This window comes from Streptomyces sp. NPDC053431, from assembly GCF_044544925.1.
Taxonomy (GTDB): domain Bacteria; phylum Actinomycetota; class Actinomycetes; order Streptomycetales; family Streptomycetaceae; genus Streptomyces.
The window spans coordinates 1-15,425 of the sequence record NZ_JBITXX010000043.1 but is presented as its reverse complement, the minus strand read 5'-3'; the positions used below and the strand labels follow the sequence as shown (position 1 = coordinate 15,425).

The following is a 15,425-nucleotide window of genomic DNA, read 5'->3' as shown; positions in this document are numbered from 1 at the left end:
TGGGCCGTCGTCCGGCGACGTAACCACCCCTCCAGCACCGCCCGCTGGGCGTCGGTGACCGACAACGGCGGAATCTTCGGACCCGGACGACTCATACCCGACTAACGACGAATCTCTGACTCAGGTCACTAGGGCGTTTCCTTCGGATCATCTGATCGTTCGGACCGGACACCGAAGCGGGGTGGCCGGTGGCGCGATCACCGCCAGGTGATCGACGCGATCGCGTTCAAGTACCGCACCGGCACGCCGTGGATGGACCTGCCCGAGCACTTCGGCTCGTGGAAAGGCGCCCACAACCGGTTGCGGAAATGGGCCGCCGACGGCACCTGGGAGAAGGTCTTCACCGCCCTGCTCGCCCAGGCAGACGCCGAAGGCGACCTCGACTGGCTCGTTGCGGTCGACTCCACGATCGTCCGGGCTCATCAGCACGCGGCCGGGGCCCGTCAAAAGGGGCCCCGGCCGGCGAGCCGCACGACCATGCCCTCGGACGCTCCCGCGGCGGACTGACCACGAAGATCCACCTCGCCGCAGACAGCAACTGCCGACCACTGGCGTTTGTCCTCACGCCCGGCCAGGCAGGTGACGCACCGGCATTCCCCGAAGTCATGGCTCGCTTACGGGTGCCCCGACCCATCGGCCGGCCCAGGATCACACCGGACGTGGTCCTGGCCGACAAGGCCTACTCGTCCCACGCGATCCGCGCCCATCTCCGCCGGCGCGGGATCCGGGCCGTGATCCCACAGCCCTCCGACCAGGCCGCGAACCGCAAGCGGCTCGGCGGGCGGCCGCCGGCCTTCGACCGCGAGGCCTACAAGCAGCGCAACACCGTCCAACGCTGCATCAACAGGCTCAAGCGATGGCACGGTCTGGCCACCCGCTACGACTGTGAGGATGGCAGTGCCGTCCCGGTGGTGGTCTGACCCGCGCTACGACTGACTTCTATGTCCTGCGTCTTGATCTGTCGACCATCGTCTGGGACGGCGCTCGCTGTCGCCAGGGCGGCGGGGGTGTCCCGATAGAGGCCTTCGCGACAGGCATCGCTCGTCCCGACGGCACGTCGCTGTGGTTTTCCCGCGCGACGCCCGGCCGGACCCACGACCTGACCGCGGCTCGGGCCCATGGCATCGTCCAAGCCTGCCTCGCCCGCCAGATCCTCGTCCTCGCGGACCGGGCCTACCAAGGCGCCGGCGCCACCTTCCGGACCTTGTACTACCACCACCGCGAACAACCCAGCCATCCAGCAGTTCAACCGCGACCACGCCAGACACAGTGGCCCCGGGAGAACGAGCCTTCGCCCTGCTGAAGTCCTAGCGAATCCCCGTTGTCTGTAGCGAACTCAAGCGACCTGGACCGAGACCACCTGCTCAGCAACCCGTAGCCGCGGCAGCTCATGGGGATTGACGAGCGGCCGGTGCCGGATGGGCTGTAGGAGCGCTATCCCAGCGGGTGGTGCCGGAGGCTCTATCGCGGCCTGAGGGTGGTGAACGGCGCCGAACATGGCGACCGGGAGGTCCTGGGGCGAACGTGTTCGTAACTACGTCGGGCAGCTCGTGGGAGCAGCTGCCTCAGCGTCGTTCGGCTCGTCAGGGGCAACACGGCCACGGTCCGTGTAGCGAGTGGTCGGAGGCCCGGCTGTGGTCAGACTCCACCACGTGATACTCGACAGGCTCGGTGCGGGCTCGCCGTCGGAGACCCCATCACGGGGTAGGTGCGGCCCGCAGCGATGAGGAACCGCACGTTCGCCGCGACGGCCTTGCGCTGCGCGAATACTGGGTGTCCGCCTGCTTGCCCGCGGCGCTGGTATGGCCCCTACAACGCGGTCGAGCCCGGGCAGAGTGCCAACCAAGACCACGTCATCGGCCCCGGTGTAGTTGATGTTGCTGCGGCTGCTGATTAGGCGGCGTTGTCCGAGGCTGGGCTGAAGGCGTCGGATGTTGCAGAGGTGGTGTCAGCCGCCTGCCGCGGGACGGGCCTGCTGAGCCAAAGACATCTGCTCTAGACGTTTCGCGGTTGAAGGTTGCGCTGGGTCTCGGCAGTGCGCTGTCCGCTTCCTACTGAGCGCACGCATGCTCGGGCAGACCCTCGCTGGCTGCAGGCTTCGGCGTATGCCCGAACCCCACCCTGCGATCTCGGGGCAAGCGCCTTGACTAGACGGCCCGCTTCAGCAGCCGTCGCAGATCTCAGTTCAGGTTGCCTCGCCGCGAGGTTGAGTACGGTTTTCTCTGCCGGAACGCAGCTGAAAGGTTGATCGTCAGCTACTGCTCCCTTTTTTGCTTGCCTTACGCGAATGGACGCTTCATCTTATGAACAAAGCTCGTCGTCTAACAGGGCAGTGTTGATGATGCCTTCCGCTGTGGCAGCAGGAGGCGGCGCGCAGGCTGCACACGGATCAGTACTAGCTTCCCACCTCAGCAGCCTCAAGATCATTCGCTGAAAACCCCACTGAGCTGCAATTACTTATTCCAATAATTTTTACAGAACTGTACGATGGTAAAACTCATCAGTGAACCTCCGAGCTCACGATATCTACTTCCTGTGAGCCAATGATGCCGTGAGGATGAAGGAAAATGCATTCGTTCAAGAAGCTGGCAGCCGCAGTCGCGACCTTGGCTGCAGGCGCCACGGTGATCACCGCTACTCCCGCAAGTGCTTACGGGGAGCAGACTGTCTGCAATCCCTGGAGGAGCTTCTCGGGGTACTCCGGCCCGTCCAGCATCGGGAATGGGTACCGGGACATGTACATCCAGACATGCATCCACAAGACAATTGCGCCGAATGGTGATGAATATTTCGCCGGATCCAGCACCGTGTTTAATGGCTCGGGCACCAGTCAAAAATACGGGTACAATTACGGACATTGGGGGTCCCGGGAGCTTATTTTTAATAAAATGGTCGGAGAAGGACTGACGGCCAACTCTAATGGGAAAACCCTAAAGGGCTGGTATCCGAACAATGATTGCTTCCATGGGGAAATCAAGGTAGGGCAGTACAAGACCTGCACATCGTCCTGGTTCAAGGATGACTCGCCAGGCACCGCCAATAGAGTGTCCACGAGCGTTCTTGCATACGCATGGGTCCCCCAGACCGGGATGAATACGTACGAAAAAGCAACCTTCTCCGAAGTTGACGAGTCGCCCTATTTGAACTGAAATTTTCGGCAGGCTGCCCAGTCGGCGGCCGCGGGCTGGAGCCACACTGACGAGTAACGGGGTGCGCTGGCTGGGTGCGTTCTACACGCCTTTTCCAGCCGCAGGCGCTTCCCTGAACGCCCGGCACTAGGTTCTGTCGTCAAATGTCACGCCCACATCAGGAGTGACGCGAGGGTGACGGTGGCTTTGTAGGACTCGGCGGCTTTTGTCGTACCGGGTGGCGATGCCAAGCCACTGCTTCGAGCGGTTGAAGCACAGTTCCACGACATTGCGGTGCTTGTAGGCCTCGCGGTCGAAGGCCGGCGGGCGGCCTCCGCGGCGGCCTCGTCGAGCCCGGTTGCGGAACTGGTCGGCCCGCTCGCGAATCGTGTGGGCGATGCCCTAGCGGCGGAGCCAGGTGCGGTGCGGATCGCCTTCGAGCTGTAGCCCTTGTCGCCCAGGACGTGATCGGGCCGGACCCGGGGCCGCCCCGGTCCGATCCGGGGCACCCGGCTCGCCTCCATCACGGCGGTGAACCGGGTGCAGTCGTTGGTGTCGTCCGGAACTTCCACACGATCCCGTTCAAGACCCTGCGGTCGTCCAGCCGCTTGCGTCCCCGCAACGACTCGGGCAGCAGCGGCCGGACGAACTCCCACTCGGTCCGGCAGTTCATGGCGGCCTATCACGACACCACGATCCACCAGCGGTGATCATTCGAAGACCCTGCCTAGGGCAGCGTATTCGGTTGTGATCATTAGGTGCTCCGGGTGAGGTCGTCGGCGTCGTGACTGATGGGCCGGCCGCCTCTGGAGCCTTCTTCTTCCGGTTGGCTGCTTGGTCCTTCTTCCTCCGGATGACCGCCTTGATACGGCGTTTGCTCAGGTGGGGTGCAGTTGCCACGAGACAAGTACGCCTTGTCTGCGGCGACCGCGCCTGGCCGGGTCGGGTGCGAGATCGGCCGAGGAACCCTCGCACACGTACCTGTACGGGGATGAACTGCGGGCTGTCGGCGGCCTTGGCCCGCAGTCAGGATGAACGCCACTGGGCGGCACTTCCTGTCGCCAGCGACCTTGGATCTTGCTGGTCTGTCCGCCTCTGGAGCGCCCGAGCAGGGCGGCCTTCAGCCGGAGTTTGCGCCAGCGCCGGAGGCGCCATCGCTCTTCCCGCGCGGGGTCGCTTCCGGCATCCTGCCCGGTTTGTTCGTCGAGGCTGCCCCCTTTGACCTGGCCTTCTCCGCCTCGGCGGAAGCCTTTTCCAGTGCGGTGAGGAAGTCCTCGTCGAGGTGTATCCCGGCAGCGTCGTGATGGTCCCGGGCGGTGGTGGAGTCAATGCTGACCAGACACAGGTCCACTTCGCCGCGCTTCGCGGCTTCCGTGACCAGGCCCTCCAGCAGCGCCTCGAAAACGCCGGCGTCACGCCATTACCGGAAGCGGTTGTGGACGGTCGACCAGGCACCGAACTCCGTCGGCATCTCTCGCCCCTGCCCGCCCGTCTTGAACCGCCAGATCACACCCTCGAACCGCTGCCGCAGGCGCTCGGGATACGGACCGTATTCGCCGATCGGCAGGTACGGCCCGATAACTCCCACTCCGCATCCGTCAGTTGCACTCGCGTCACCAAAAAAGGTCTACCCGTCCACACCCTGCCACGCATGCAGATCTCGCAGATTGATCACGACGCACGTAAAACACCCCCTAAGCAACAAGGTCAATTGGTCCACGAGTAGACCTGTAAGAAGAACTTCATTCTCAAAGTTGGCCTCGCCCGGCGCGGGTAGCTTGCCCGTGACCTCGACTGCGACCAGGTAGCCTTCTCCAGGCTCTTGGCTGAAGAACGCGGCCGCTGGAGTCAGGAGGCCCGCGCAGGTCGCAGCCTTGTCTCGTCAAGACCGGTCGGATCAATGAGCTTGTCTCGGGTGCTGGCCGGGATGGTGTGATGGCGAGGCCCTGGAGTTGTTGAGCGGGATGTCTGACGACCGCAGCTCTTCGAGTCGGGGGGCCTGGTGGTTGCCTTGTCGTGCCGTACTCGACGTCCGGGTGTCCTGGTGGAGGGGGTGACGATGCTGACTCGCGAGGGTGACCGGCGGTGCCGGCTGTCACCGTCGGAGCACCGCTGTGGTGGCACTGGTATACCCGCGGAAGAACGACACCGCGACAACTCGCGGCCTGCTTCGGGATCAGCCCGGGCACCACTCATGCCTATGCGCATCCCGTGATCGGCCATCTCACCGGACGTGCGCCGAGCCCGACCACAGCGCTGAGATCGGCCGACGCGACCGGGCCGGCTACTCGAGAAAGCGCCGACGGCACGGGGGTGAACCCGCAGGTGGTGACCGCACCGGACGACACCCTGGCATGAATTCTCACCCGCGCTACCGGACCAGACCCACGCCCAGACCGCGGCCCGACAACACCCGATCATCACCACCTACATCCACCTAGGCATCCCCGACCGAGCCGACCCCGACTACCAAGGCGCCGGCGACATCGTCACCGTTCCCCACAAGCGCCGACCCGGCAAGAACCGGACCATCACATAAAAGCGCGTCAACCGGGCCACTCCCGTCTCAGACGCCCCGTCGAAAGAGCCGTTGCGCAAGCACGACATCTGGTACTCGCCGGCTGCCCGGACGGACCACGGACATCGCCGCCGTCCGCACCCACAACATCGTCACTATCTGTGAGCCATTGAAAATCCCCGTCCTCGCGGACAAGGCCTAACAGGGAGCCGGCGAAACCTCCGCAACGCCGGCCAAGCGACACTGCAGCCTGACCCAGCTGAACCTGCAGAGCCGAACTGTGACACTGTCGCAGCTCTCGCAGCCCCGCACTAAGCGATCTGGGTCCGGAGCAGGCCGTGGCAGGTCTGCTGGGTCAGTTGGCACGACCCGCGTCACGCACTCTCCCACCGCCACTGGCTGGCTTGCGGGCCGTTGCTGGAACCTGTCGGCCGGGCATACGGTGGGCCACAGAAACGTCCATGGGGCGTCCTGCGCAACTGCCATCACACCTGCGGTCTTCATGCAAGACCAGAGCGCTGAAACGGCTCGCAAGCGCCGAGAAGAGTGCGCCGCACGTGCCACATGCCAGAGACTGCGGAGTCAAAAAGGCAGCGTTGCCGCAGCCACCCCACTCGCCTTCTGAACGAGCATGCGATAGGCGAAGGCCGCAGTTCTTACGGACCAGTCATGACGGTCCTCGCCATTCTCTTGCTCGAATTCCGTTGGCAAATCCGCACGTTGACGATGGTCGAGGATTGCTTCATAAATGGTAGCGAGAGTCGGCTTATCCGATGGCTGCAACGAAGATCGAAGCAAGGCCTGACTCCACTGGCGCACTACCGCATCATAAAACCACCCTGACATCACTCCGATGTATGTTTCCATATTCCCTCTCATGCCAGCTTGGTACTTCACCCTCCGGAAGTCGGGAAGCATCATTTTGCAATAATGCTTCTCGAAGTGGTCGGACCTATACAGGTATGTGCCTTACAGATGAAGAAAGGAGGGTTCAGCGAAGGAAAGCGGAAGGCCGCCTTCTACCTGCATGTTGTCCGCCCTGACCACTTCACATCCAGACAAACAAAGCACAGGTCCCGCGTGATGAGTACCCACTACTTAAGACCGTGTCCTATGTGGTGAGGTGGTCGTTGCGTCGTCTATGGGGCGGGGTACATGGAGTTGGATCGTGCCGGATGGGTTGTGGGAGAGCGCGAAGCCGCTGATCCCGCCGTCGAGGGTGCGGCCGCAGGGCGGCGCTGGACAGGCCTGATGAGACGCTGTTCGCCGCGATCATCTACCTCCTGGTCAGCGGCTGCGTCTGGCGGGCCTTGCCGCCGTGCTTCGGAATATCGAAGTCGACCGCCCATCGCCGGTTCCTGATCTATGCGGCCGGAGTATGGGGGCTGCACGATGGGACCGCTTTTGGGCCCCGCCGCGCGGCCCTGACGTGAGAGGAGTCGATCACCGCCCGCGACCAGTCCAGCTTCTTCGCGACCCGCGGTTTCCTCAGCAGCACCAGGTGTAACTGGTCCCAGACACCGGCCTCGTTCCACGCGGCCAGACGCCGCCAGCAGGTCATCCCGGACCCGAAGCCCAGCTCCTGCGGCAGGTACTCCCACTGGATGCCGGTGTGCGGCACGAACAGGATCCCGCACAGCACCTGCCGGTCCGGCACCCGCGGACGGCCCTCCACCCACTTCGGCGCCGGCCCGGGCAGCAACGGCTCGATCAGTGCCCACAGTTCATCCGACACGATCCACGGCCGCGACTGACGTTTCCCCACGGCCAGACCAACGACCATCCGAACCGAAAGTCACATGGTCAACAGGTTCTGTTAGGACCTTTTATTGCTACAGCCCCCTCCGCTTAAAGGCAGCGACGCACCTCGGCTCTCACTGCGGGGGTCCTCCGTGTCTGCGGGATGGCGCATGAGCGCGTGGCGGCCCGGTGGCACGTGGCAGCGGGCTCCGGGGGTTGCCAGCATGGTGCTTTGCAGGGCTGATACTGCAGGCGCCTGAGCCGGTCGGGTACGAGGGCATGAACCGGCCGAGGGCGACGCGAGCCGAGCTGCGTTCAACGTCGGCTTGCAGCCCGCTCGATGACGAGGTGGCATACCGCGGGAGCCTCGGTTTTAAGGCCGTACAACACAGCACGGTCGGCGTTTTGCCCAGGTAACGAAAACCCCATCGCTCGGCGCGATGAAGTCCCGTTCGCCCATTCTGCCGTACTGCCTCTGCCCCAGGGATGGGTCCCAGTCGGTGACAGAGCCGGATGCGCGCCGTCCCGCATGGCGATCAGCGACCACCGGCAGCCACCCCGCGCCCCGGCCGTTTGACGGTGACGCCCAGGGGTGCGGTCAGTGCCACTCCGGGTTCGCCATCTTGGCGGCCGACGGGTAAACCCGCCGTGGGGCACCTGCGGGTTAAGTTGAGCAGGTGCCGCAATAGGCGTATGGACAACACAGCATGCAAGGTCGTGTGCCACCGGCTGCGCCGAGGGGGTGTGAAGGGCCCCGCTGTGCTCTACAACAGGGCCCTTCACTGGCCGTCCGCACCACCGCGCCACGCCCGGGCAGGGGCAGAGGGCCGCTCCGGTATGGTCGTGGGGTGCCGATCCACCGGAGGCTGCGGAGCTGCCACACAGGCCGCATGTCCCGCACACCCGCATACGACCATGCGGGCCGTTTCCGGCGAGTGAGTAATCACGACTTGGTTTGCGGTCGGCACCTGCCAGGTCGATGAACAACGGATCCATCGACAGCTTGAACGTCTGGGCCCGGTACGGCGCGAGTGCGAACGCACACCAGATCCGCGAGACCGTCGACTTCGACCTTCCAGCACCGCGGCCATCGACCTGGTCGACCAGTGGGTCGCGTTCTCCGGCATTTCCTCGAGCATCTTGACAATGACCCGCTCGACATCGGCATCGGTGATCTTCCACGGGACACCAGGCGGGGGGCGTCCCACACGCCATACTGACCACGTTCGATGAAGCGCCGCCGCCAGGCGCGAACCATGTCTGGAGCGATCCGCAGTCAGCGGGACACCTCCATGACCCAGTGGCCCTCGGCGCACTCCAGCACGATCCGCGACCGCTGAGCCAAAGCCAGAGCCGACGTCCGACGCACGCAGCCCTCCAGCACCGCCCACTGGACAAGACTTTGGCATCGATACAGGTCAAAGCCGTCTCGGCTCTGAATGCCGGGCTCAGGTTGAACAAGCTCAGAGACCGACAACGACGGAATGCACACAGTGTGATCACACACCAGTCGTCCCCCGCTCCCACGCTCATGCCGGCACTACGCCAAGGCCGCCCTGTGGGTGCGTGCTCGTGGACGCACCCTCGCCGGGCGTGACCGTGTCGGCAACAGCTAGGACGACCCCTCGGCAAGCAGCGCAAGCAGGGCGTGAACATCCGGGAGCAACGCCGGCCAAGGGACACCTCGGCCGTGACCAGGCAGGAGTCCAGCAACCGGGCGCACACCCCACTCCGCCCACCTGTGGAACGAGCCTCCGCACGGCTCAAAGCCTGGCGAATCTCCGAAAGGCTCGGTGGTCACCTCGCATGCGATGACCTACTGGCGGCGCTCTAACTTCACCCGAGTTCAACCCGCGACCCCCACCCCGCAACGCTGATCCCGCCTGGGACGCTCGGCACGTGGCCGAACACGCCGGCGCGGCCGAGCTCACAGACGCTGGAGTCACGCTCAGCCCCAGCCGAAAGGTGCGATCGCCAAGACTGCCGCATCCTCGGCCACGCCTGGCAATGGTTTTTCGTTGAGAATACCTCACTGCAGTTGCCAGACCGCCTCTGTGGCGTTCCATTCAGAATGGAGAGCCTCATTCCTCGATGTTGACAGTGCGCCCGTGACCATCGCGTAACGCCGCACGATCGCGACTGTCATCCCAAACATAATATGCACGGTCCTGATAGACGTCGTGATGCTTGTCGTTGCCCCGTAAGGCGCAACCGTTTGACTTGGCCGCTTGCCGGGATGAGTGGCTAATCGCCAACAACTCGGAATCCAGGAGCGCACTGAAGCCGTCGTAGCAGGCGCGACTATCTTCCTTTAAATCGCCGATAATTATATCCGACCCCGGCATAACCGTGCCCCCCTCGACGGTAGTGCGGGAACCAAAGACGGCAAAGAGAAAGCATGCTAAGCCCGCCAGCAGCATAAGAGGACGAGTGACAACACAAGCAAACGCGAGGATTTTCAAAGAGTCCTCTTCTCTGATGACTCGTCCGGTAAGGCAGAGCGCATTACTCAACACGCGGCGGCAGTAACGATGGATCCGCCCGCGGGGAGCCTAGGCCTGGGCCCTGCCTCCATAGAGCCTCTTCGCAGAGCTGTTCTGGGACGAAGGGACTGCAGGCAGCCCGAGGGTCCAGACAGGTGAACTAGCCTGTCCATACGAGGGGCACCTTCCCTGCAGGACCGGTCACGTCGGGCCGACCGAGAAACCAATTTGAGGACACTGCTATTGGTGGAATGTTTGAGGGATTGGCAACGTGGTCCACCTTTGAACTGGCCAGGCTACAGTGATTGCGCGGCCGATCACGCTTCCTACAGGCACGAAGCCGCCGCCCGGTTCATGAGCATGGGCTCGGGAATCGCTCGACTTATTGCGGTGATCGCCCATGACCCAGAGATGACCCTTGGGCACTCTTACTGTGCCGACAGGGTAATCGTCGCAAGGTGTGGCTTCAGGATGAATGTATGACTCCGCCAGGGACTGGCCGTTGAGCTTGACCGGCTCGCCTCGGTTGCACTCAATGGTGTCACCTCCTACCGCGATAACCCTTTTGATGAGGTTCTTGTCATCCGCTGAAGGCATCAGGCCCACCAAAGCCAGCGCCTCTTGAAACAGGCTCTGAACGGAAGCGCTATCCCGTGAAGGCCGTTCCGGTAACCAGCCACCGGGGTCGCGAAAAACAACAACCTGCCCACGCTGCGGTGTCCATCCAAACCAGGGTGTAAGTTTGTCTACGAGGACCCGATCTCCCTTATGCAGCGTGTTCTCCATCGAACCCGAAGGGATATAGAATGCCTGGACAAGGAACGTCTTTGTAAGCAATGTCAGGAGCAGCGCAATGCCTGTAAGGGAAATAAGTCCCTTTCCCCGAGAGCGCTTCTCTCGGATTTTTTTGGCATTTCTCCGCCGCCAATCGATGAGTACTGGACTCGCACCGTCGTCGCGATCGCCAGCTTTCTTCTCCTCGATAGTCATCAATCGGCTCCCTATCTGGACCAGGCGGCGGTAGTTCTCGTTCATTCTTCATCGGACCACCCGATGAGCAGTCGCCTGGATGGCAGCACGACCAATCTCGCTGCAACCCGAGCAACGACGGGCATGGCGTATTGCCGCGAACCGCCGGCAGGAGGTGCACTGGGCTAGTGCAGCTTCTTAAGGACCCACCTGAAAGGTTAGAGTGATTGCCACTCAGTCCGTGGGATCCGCTTCGCCTGTGCTCCCGCTGTGGTTGGTCACGAGCCTCCACTAGCACATTGCGCCAGCAGTACTCTCGCCCGCATCGGTGCCACGCTCCCGGTCCACAGCAACGGTGGACCGGTCACCTCCCATGGCGAGCGTTCACGCAACGGCCCCTGCATAAGTCGTCGGAGCAATTGAATTAGTTCCGGGTCGCAGGCCCGAGCCGGACGTATGGCATGCTGCCTGCACCGACAACGGAAGGTCAAAGTGCGGGGCCACATCCTCCTCAGCTCCCATCAAGGAACCACGCCGTACTATTTTCGACACGGAGGCACGCTCTGCAGGCGACAGGTCGTTTCAAGAAGCGGAGCCAACCTCGTCTGCATCCACGCTGTTTCAGGAATGTGGACCATTCCATCGCACTTGGAGCAGCACAGAAGCGGATTCCGGCATGTCCTGGCTCGCCGGCTGCCGCCGGCTCCACCGTCGCTACGAGCGCAAGCCCGAGCACTTCCTCGCCTTCGCAGCCATCGCCACCAGCCTCATCAACTACCGCCGACTCACCAAGTGAAACGACCTCTAAAGAGGGGCGAACATACAGGTCCGAGCCCCGTGGACCGCGGTAAGCCGGGTTCCAAGATGCACATCCTGTCGGACGCGAACGGACTGCCCCTCCTCGTCGGTGTCTCGGCCGGCAACACCCACGACAGTGAAGGGCTGAGGCCCATGGTCGCGGGTGACCAAACGCGACACGCCCCGTACAGAGGCCGGTACTTCAAGCCTCAGCCCTTCAAGCCGACAAAGCCTACGACCGTGCTGATCTGCGGAAATGGTTATGGGCGAAGCGCATCGGAGTGCGGATTGCGCGTAGGGGCATCGAGTCCAGCGAGCGATTGGGCCGCCGCAGGTGGGTGATCGAGCGCACGATGGCGTGGCTGTCGGGCTGCTACCGCAGACTCAGCCCCCGCTACGAACGCAACCCCCGCAACTACCTGGCCTTTCTCGGACTCGCTGCAGCCCTGTGCTGCTACAAGCGACTCGTACGCCTCACCACATAGAACACGGTCTAAGTGGCAGCTACTCATGCCCCCTCACCGTTGCAGTGGTCAACTAGTGGAGCTGGGGCGACTCCCACTGCGGAGGAACAGTCGCCCCTGGTCTGCAACATGGAGTGGCTGTCCGCTGGTAGCTTCATCCCCCGGGCTGATCAGCATGCCCGCCTTATCTCGCGTGATGAGGCGGGTCCTCCACTGGATCGTGTCCCCCTCGACGAATAAGGCATCTCTCTGCTGCCTCAGACCCGCCGCGCTTACACACCCTGCGACCGCACCCCTTTCTGCGGAACCGGCTGAACGGGAAACGCGCCGCGATGGCCGGGGCCCTGGGATACCCCTCCACCAACCCCGATCGAGAGGCCCGCCCAGGCTTCCACCTCAAGCCCGACAGCTACGACACCACCACCCTCATCGAGCGAGCGGGTGATCCTGATCTGGGACGGCCCCCGCCCGCCCACTGGAGCCAGGCCACGCGCGCCTGGGTCGCCGAGCAGAACTGGCTCATCCTCGAGCGATTACCCACCTACGCACCCAAGCCCAACCCGGTGGAACCGCTACGGCCCTCACTCAAGAAACACAAGCTCACCAACCACACCCGGCCCACCATCCACCCACCCCACAGAACTGTCGCAAAGTTCAGTGCTATCAGCGGGTGCTGCCCGCTCAGACTGGCTGGCTGTTCCTGGCTAAGCCCGGCTCCATTAATATGCCTTCATGGCGAGGCCATGGACGATGCGCAGCATCACGGATGAAGTCGTTGAGTTAATAGGCATGACCCCGACAAGCATACGGGGAGGAGATCTTTCGTTCCACCGACGTGGGCTGCATTCCGTGCTCTCCATTTGGAAGGACCGCTACGACAAGTCCCGCACCGGTTGTTTCAGCTGGTGGGTCATCACGTACGACGAGGTGCTCCAAAGCCAACTGCGAGGCTTAGCCGGCATGGGCATTCGAATCGACCATCCCCGACTGTCTGACGACGCGACGTTCTCCAACTCGGCCCAAGCTGCGTCTTACCCATGGCCAGAGAGAGGGTATCCGCTGGACGCGGAGGCTTCCACGGCTTTCGCAGAGTTTGCACATCTTTCATTGCGTTTTGTCCGCGACCGCCGAGACCTAGGTCGGCTCCTGCTGGCAGATGTTCCCATTCATCGTGGCAGTGTATGGTCCGTTGCCTCGACCATTAGCGAGCCGGCGCGCCTTGCACAGGCTCTCTTATTGGCCCGCCATGCTGGGGATCAAGATTTAGAACAATCGGCCCTTTCCAAGTTGCAGCAAAAGGGAGAGGAACTGGTGGATCCGTGGCCCAACGTCCTTTTTCGTGAGGCAGTCGCCGACTTTGCCGAGGCCTACTCGAAGGCAACTGGTGTCTACATGGGTGATGTGTTTAAACCTAAGGGCCGGGATACGTGCTCATGAACCGCTTCCGCGTCCCCGCCGACCGCCGACGCCGCCGTGGCGTGAAGGGGTTATGCATCCTCGGCATCGCCCGCTCCGGCTTGTACTCGGCGCGCGACAGCCGTTGACCGGGCCGGGCCGCCGATCAAAAGCTGGCCGGAGTTGGCCAATTAGAGCCCGTCTCCTTGAATGGCTATGGGCGCCATCCCTGCTGGTAGGCAGCGTGTTCGGCGTATGACTGGCCAAGGACTCGCAGCGCGTATGCCAGGCCGGCCGAGCGGGAGCCCGAGGGGTCCATGGCTTTATAGTCGTTGTCAGTTGCTCGATCAGATCGAGCATGGGGAGGTGGCTGTCAAGAGGAGCCTCGCCGCCCAGGGTGTCGGCCACGTAGGCATAGGTGTGGTTGTCGTCCATGATGCGTGCGACAAGGAATTCCACAAGATCGTCCATGAGGCCATCTCCGCGGGCAGCGTGCTTGGGCGGTCAAGCGGCTGTCCAGAGGATGGTGGCGAGGTGGAGTGCGGCCTGGTAGGCGATGGCTAGCTTGTCCGTTCGAATGGACAAGCCGCACCACTGCTTGAGCCGGTTGATGCGCCGTTCGACCGAGTTGCGCTGCTTATGTGCCTCTGCGTCGAAGGCCGGTGTGCGGTCTCCGTCACGGCCTCGGCGCAGCCAGTGGCCGCCCTGGTCGGACGGCTGAGGGATGACTGTGCGGATCCCCGCGTCGCCGGAGATGATTGCGAATCACGCGGGACGAGTACGCGCGGTCCGCCAGGACGGCATCGGGCCGGGTTCTTGGTCGGCCGGGGTCCGCTTCGCGGAACGCGGAGGCCTGCCATGACTGTCTCGAAGGCCGGATGTCGCCTGCCTGGCCTGCGGTGACGCGAAGGGCCAGAGACCGTGCAGGGCTGTCTCTGGCGAGGTGAACTTTCGTGCTCAGGCTGCCGCGGGAGCGTCCGAGGGCGTGGTCGTCGAGTTCAGCCCGGAACCGGCGCCCTTTCCTGGCACCGACAGCATGCAGATGAGCCCGGCAGACGGTGGAGTCCACCAAGACGGTCCAGCCGATGTCGGCATCAGCGTCGGCTGCCGCGAGAACTGGGCACCCTCAGCGGCATGTTGGGGCCCTCTAGGGTCTGATTGCCGCTCAGAGGCATAGGTCCCCGCCAGCAAGCTGGCGGGGACTCAGCAACTTTTGATTGCCTTCTGAAACAACTTGTTGGCGTGACTAGGCAGATCCCTCAGTCCGCCAACGGGGGAAGACACAAGTGAGAGCAAGGGGGCGGTCCCCTGCCGAAGACGCAGACCGCGCAGGGCTACGGCTACACCTCTGCCGCCGTTTCCATCGCCCTCTCGTACCGGGTTACCACTGAGTGCGGCACGCGGCCTTTAGCGTTGACCTCAATGCCGTTCTCCTGGGCCCATGCTCGGACCTTGGCAGGGTCAGGGCCGACGCTCTGGTTGGGGACGGCTGCCTGGCCCGTCGTGGTCACCTCCTCGGCCACATCCATATACTGAGCGAGGACCGTCCGCAGTTCCTCTGTCTCTCCCTCCGTGAGGTCGATGGTGTACCGCTTCCCGTCGAACGCGAACATGACTGGAGAAGCATCAGGTTCGCCCGACAGGTCACTCTCCACGATCACACGCTTGGCCATTCGTTCTCTCCTTGCTCCTGAGCTTGCATGGAATGGCATTATCTCCAGGCACGCGCTCTTCGCTGACAGGCGGTCCCGCCGGGCCGCAGCCAACCGGACAGGCCGATGCGGGAGGGCCTTGGCAAGCTAGTGATCTGAGTCAGAGATTCGTCGGCAGTAGGTGGCGACTTTGTCGAGGATCTCGTCGGCTGTCTTCGTCCAGACGAACGGTCTGGGGTGCTCGTTCCAGTCGGCGAGCCAGGCCCGGATGTCGCGTT

At 63.3% G+C, this 15,425-nt stretch carries 7 protein-coding genes and 10 pseudogenes; 8 read left to right on the top strand and 9 right to left on the bottom strand.

Going from position 1 to position 15,425, the window contains the following annotated elements; all coding sequences use genetic code 11:
* Nucleotides 1-177 precede the first annotated feature (177 nt).
* From ACIGXE_RS36815 to ACIGXE_RS36805, 3 genes and pseudogenes are all read left to right on the top strand, one after another.
* A pseudogene (locus ACIGXE_RS36815) lies at nucleotides 178-884 on the top strand (IS5 family transposase); the annotation flags it as partial.
* A 152-nt stretch (nucleotides 885-1,036) separates the two neighbouring features.
* Nucleotides 1,037-1,308: pseudogene (locus ACIGXE_RS36810) on the top strand (transposase family protein); the annotation flags it as partial.
* Between the two features lie 1,259 nt (nucleotides 1,309-2,567).
* On the top strand, nucleotides 2,568-3,149 hold the full coding sequence (locus ACIGXE_RS36805; RefSeq protein ID WP_399754493.1) for a hypothetical protein: 582 nt from the start codon (nucleotides 2,568-2,570) through the stop codon (nucleotides 3,147-3,149).
* Between the two features lie 146 nt (nucleotides 3,150-3,295).
* Here ACIGXE_RS36805 and ACIGXE_RS36800 read toward each other — a convergent pair.
* From ACIGXE_RS36800 to ACIGXE_RS36790, 3 genes and pseudogenes are all read right to left on the bottom strand, one after another.
* A pseudogene (locus ACIGXE_RS36800) lies at nucleotides 3,296-3,685 on the bottom strand (transposase); the annotation flags it as partial.
* A gap of 218 nt (nucleotides 3,686-3,903) precedes the next feature.
* Nucleotides 3,904-4,745 (bottom strand): annotated as a pseudogene (locus ACIGXE_RS36795) (transposase); the annotation flags it as partial.
* Nucleotides 4,746-6,228: 1,483 nt separating this feature from the next.
* Nucleotides 6,229-6,567, bottom strand: a complete 339-nt coding sequence (locus ACIGXE_RS36790; protein WP_399754491.1) for a hypothetical protein — start codon at nucleotides 6,565-6,567, stop codon at nucleotides 6,229-6,231.
* Between the two features lie 220 nt (nucleotides 6,568-6,787).
* Here ACIGXE_RS36790 and ACIGXE_RS36785 point away from each other — a divergent pair.
* A pseudogene (locus ACIGXE_RS36785) lies at nucleotides 6,788-7,040 on the top strand (transposase); the annotation flags it as partial.
* Here the strand turns inward: ACIGXE_RS36785 and ACIGXE_RS36780 are convergent.
* The 3 genes and pseudogenes from ACIGXE_RS36780 to lepB all read right to left on the bottom strand — a co-directional run.
* A pseudogene (locus ACIGXE_RS36780) lies at nucleotides 7,037-7,429 on the bottom strand (transposase); the annotation flags it as partial. The pseudogenes ACIGXE_RS36785 and ACIGXE_RS36780 sit on opposite strands and share 4 nt — an antisense overlap.
* Nucleotides 7,430-9,467: 2,038 nt before the next feature.
* The gene (locus tag ACIGXE_RS36775) at nucleotides 9,468-9,902 is read right to left on the bottom strand and encodes a hypothetical protein (protein WP_399754490.1); all 435 of its coding nucleotides are present in this window, start codon (nucleotides 9,900-9,902) and stop codon (nucleotides 9,468-9,470) included.
* Between the two features lie 207 nt (nucleotides 9,903-10,109).
* Entirely contained in the window at nucleotides 10,110-10,859 is a 750-nt protein-coding gene (lepB, locus tag ACIGXE_RS36770; RefSeq protein WP_399754488.1) for a signal peptidase I, read from the bottom strand.
* Nucleotides 10,860-11,514: 655 nt separating this feature from the next.
* On the opposite strand from lepB, the pseudogene ACIGXE_RS36765 reads away from it, so the two are divergent.
* From ACIGXE_RS36765 to ACIGXE_RS36750, 4 genes and pseudogenes are all read left to right on the top strand, one after another.
* A pseudogene (locus ACIGXE_RS36765) lies at nucleotides 11,515-11,634 on the top strand (IS5/IS1182 family transposase); the annotation flags it as partial.
* Between the two features lie 2 nt (nucleotides 11,635-11,636).
* Nucleotides 11,637-12,121, top strand: a pseudogene (locus ACIGXE_RS36760) (IS5 family transposase); the annotation flags it as partial.
* Nucleotides 12,122-12,850: 729 nt separating this feature from the next.
* A complete protein-coding gene (locus ACIGXE_RS36755; protein ID WP_399754487.1) occupies nucleotides 12,851-13,537 on the top strand; it encodes a hypothetical protein in 687 nt (228 codons plus the stop codon).
* 297 nt (nucleotides 13,538-13,834) lie between these two features.
* Nucleotides 13,835-14,059, top strand: coding sequence for a hypothetical protein (locus ACIGXE_RS36750; protein WP_399754485.1), 225 nt, complete (start codon nucleotides 13,835-13,837; stop codon nucleotides 14,057-14,059).
* On the opposite strand, the pseudogene ACIGXE_RS36745 reads toward ACIGXE_RS36750, so the two are convergent.
* The 3 genes and pseudogenes from ACIGXE_RS36745 to ACIGXE_RS36735 all read right to left on the bottom strand — a co-directional run.
* A pseudogene (locus ACIGXE_RS36745) lies at nucleotides 14,000-14,612 on the bottom strand (IS5 family transposase); the annotation flags it as partial. The gene ACIGXE_RS36750 and the pseudogene ACIGXE_RS36745 overlap by 60 nt on opposite strands.
* A gap of 223 nt (nucleotides 14,613-14,835) precedes the next feature.
* Nucleotides 14,836-15,168, bottom strand: a complete 333-nt coding sequence (locus tag ACIGXE_RS36740) for an Lsr2 family protein (protein ID WP_399754484.1) — start codon at nucleotides 15,166-15,168, stop codon at nucleotides 14,836-14,838.
* Nucleotides 15,169-15,294: 126 nt separating this feature from the next.
* A pseudogene (locus ACIGXE_RS36735) lies at nucleotides 15,295-15,425 on the bottom strand (IS630 family transposase); the annotation flags it as partial.

What these genes read in the sequence shown, in the direction of transcription:
- ACIGXE_RS36805 (WP_399754493.1), top strand. Translation starts at nt 2,568, where the DNA reads ATGCATTCGTTCAAGAAGCTGGCAGCCGCAGTCGCGACCTTGGCTGCA.
- ACIGXE_RS36790 (WP_399754491.1), bottom strand. Translation starts at nt 6,567, where the DNA reads ATGATGCTTCCCGACTTCCGGAGGGTGAAGTACCAAGCTGGCATGAGA.
- lepB (WP_399754488.1), bottom strand. Translation starts at nt 10,859, where the DNA reads ATGACTATCGAGGAGAAGAAAGCTGGCGATCGCGACGACGGTGCGAGT.
- ACIGXE_RS36755 (WP_399754487.1), top strand. Translation starts at nt 12,851, where the DNA reads ATGCGCAGCATCACGGATGAAGTCGTTGAGTTAATAGGCATGACCCCG.
- ACIGXE_RS36740 (WP_399754484.1), bottom strand. Translation starts at nt 15,168, where the DNA reads ATGGCCAAGCGTGTGATCGTGGAGAGTGACCTGTCGGGCGAACCTGAT.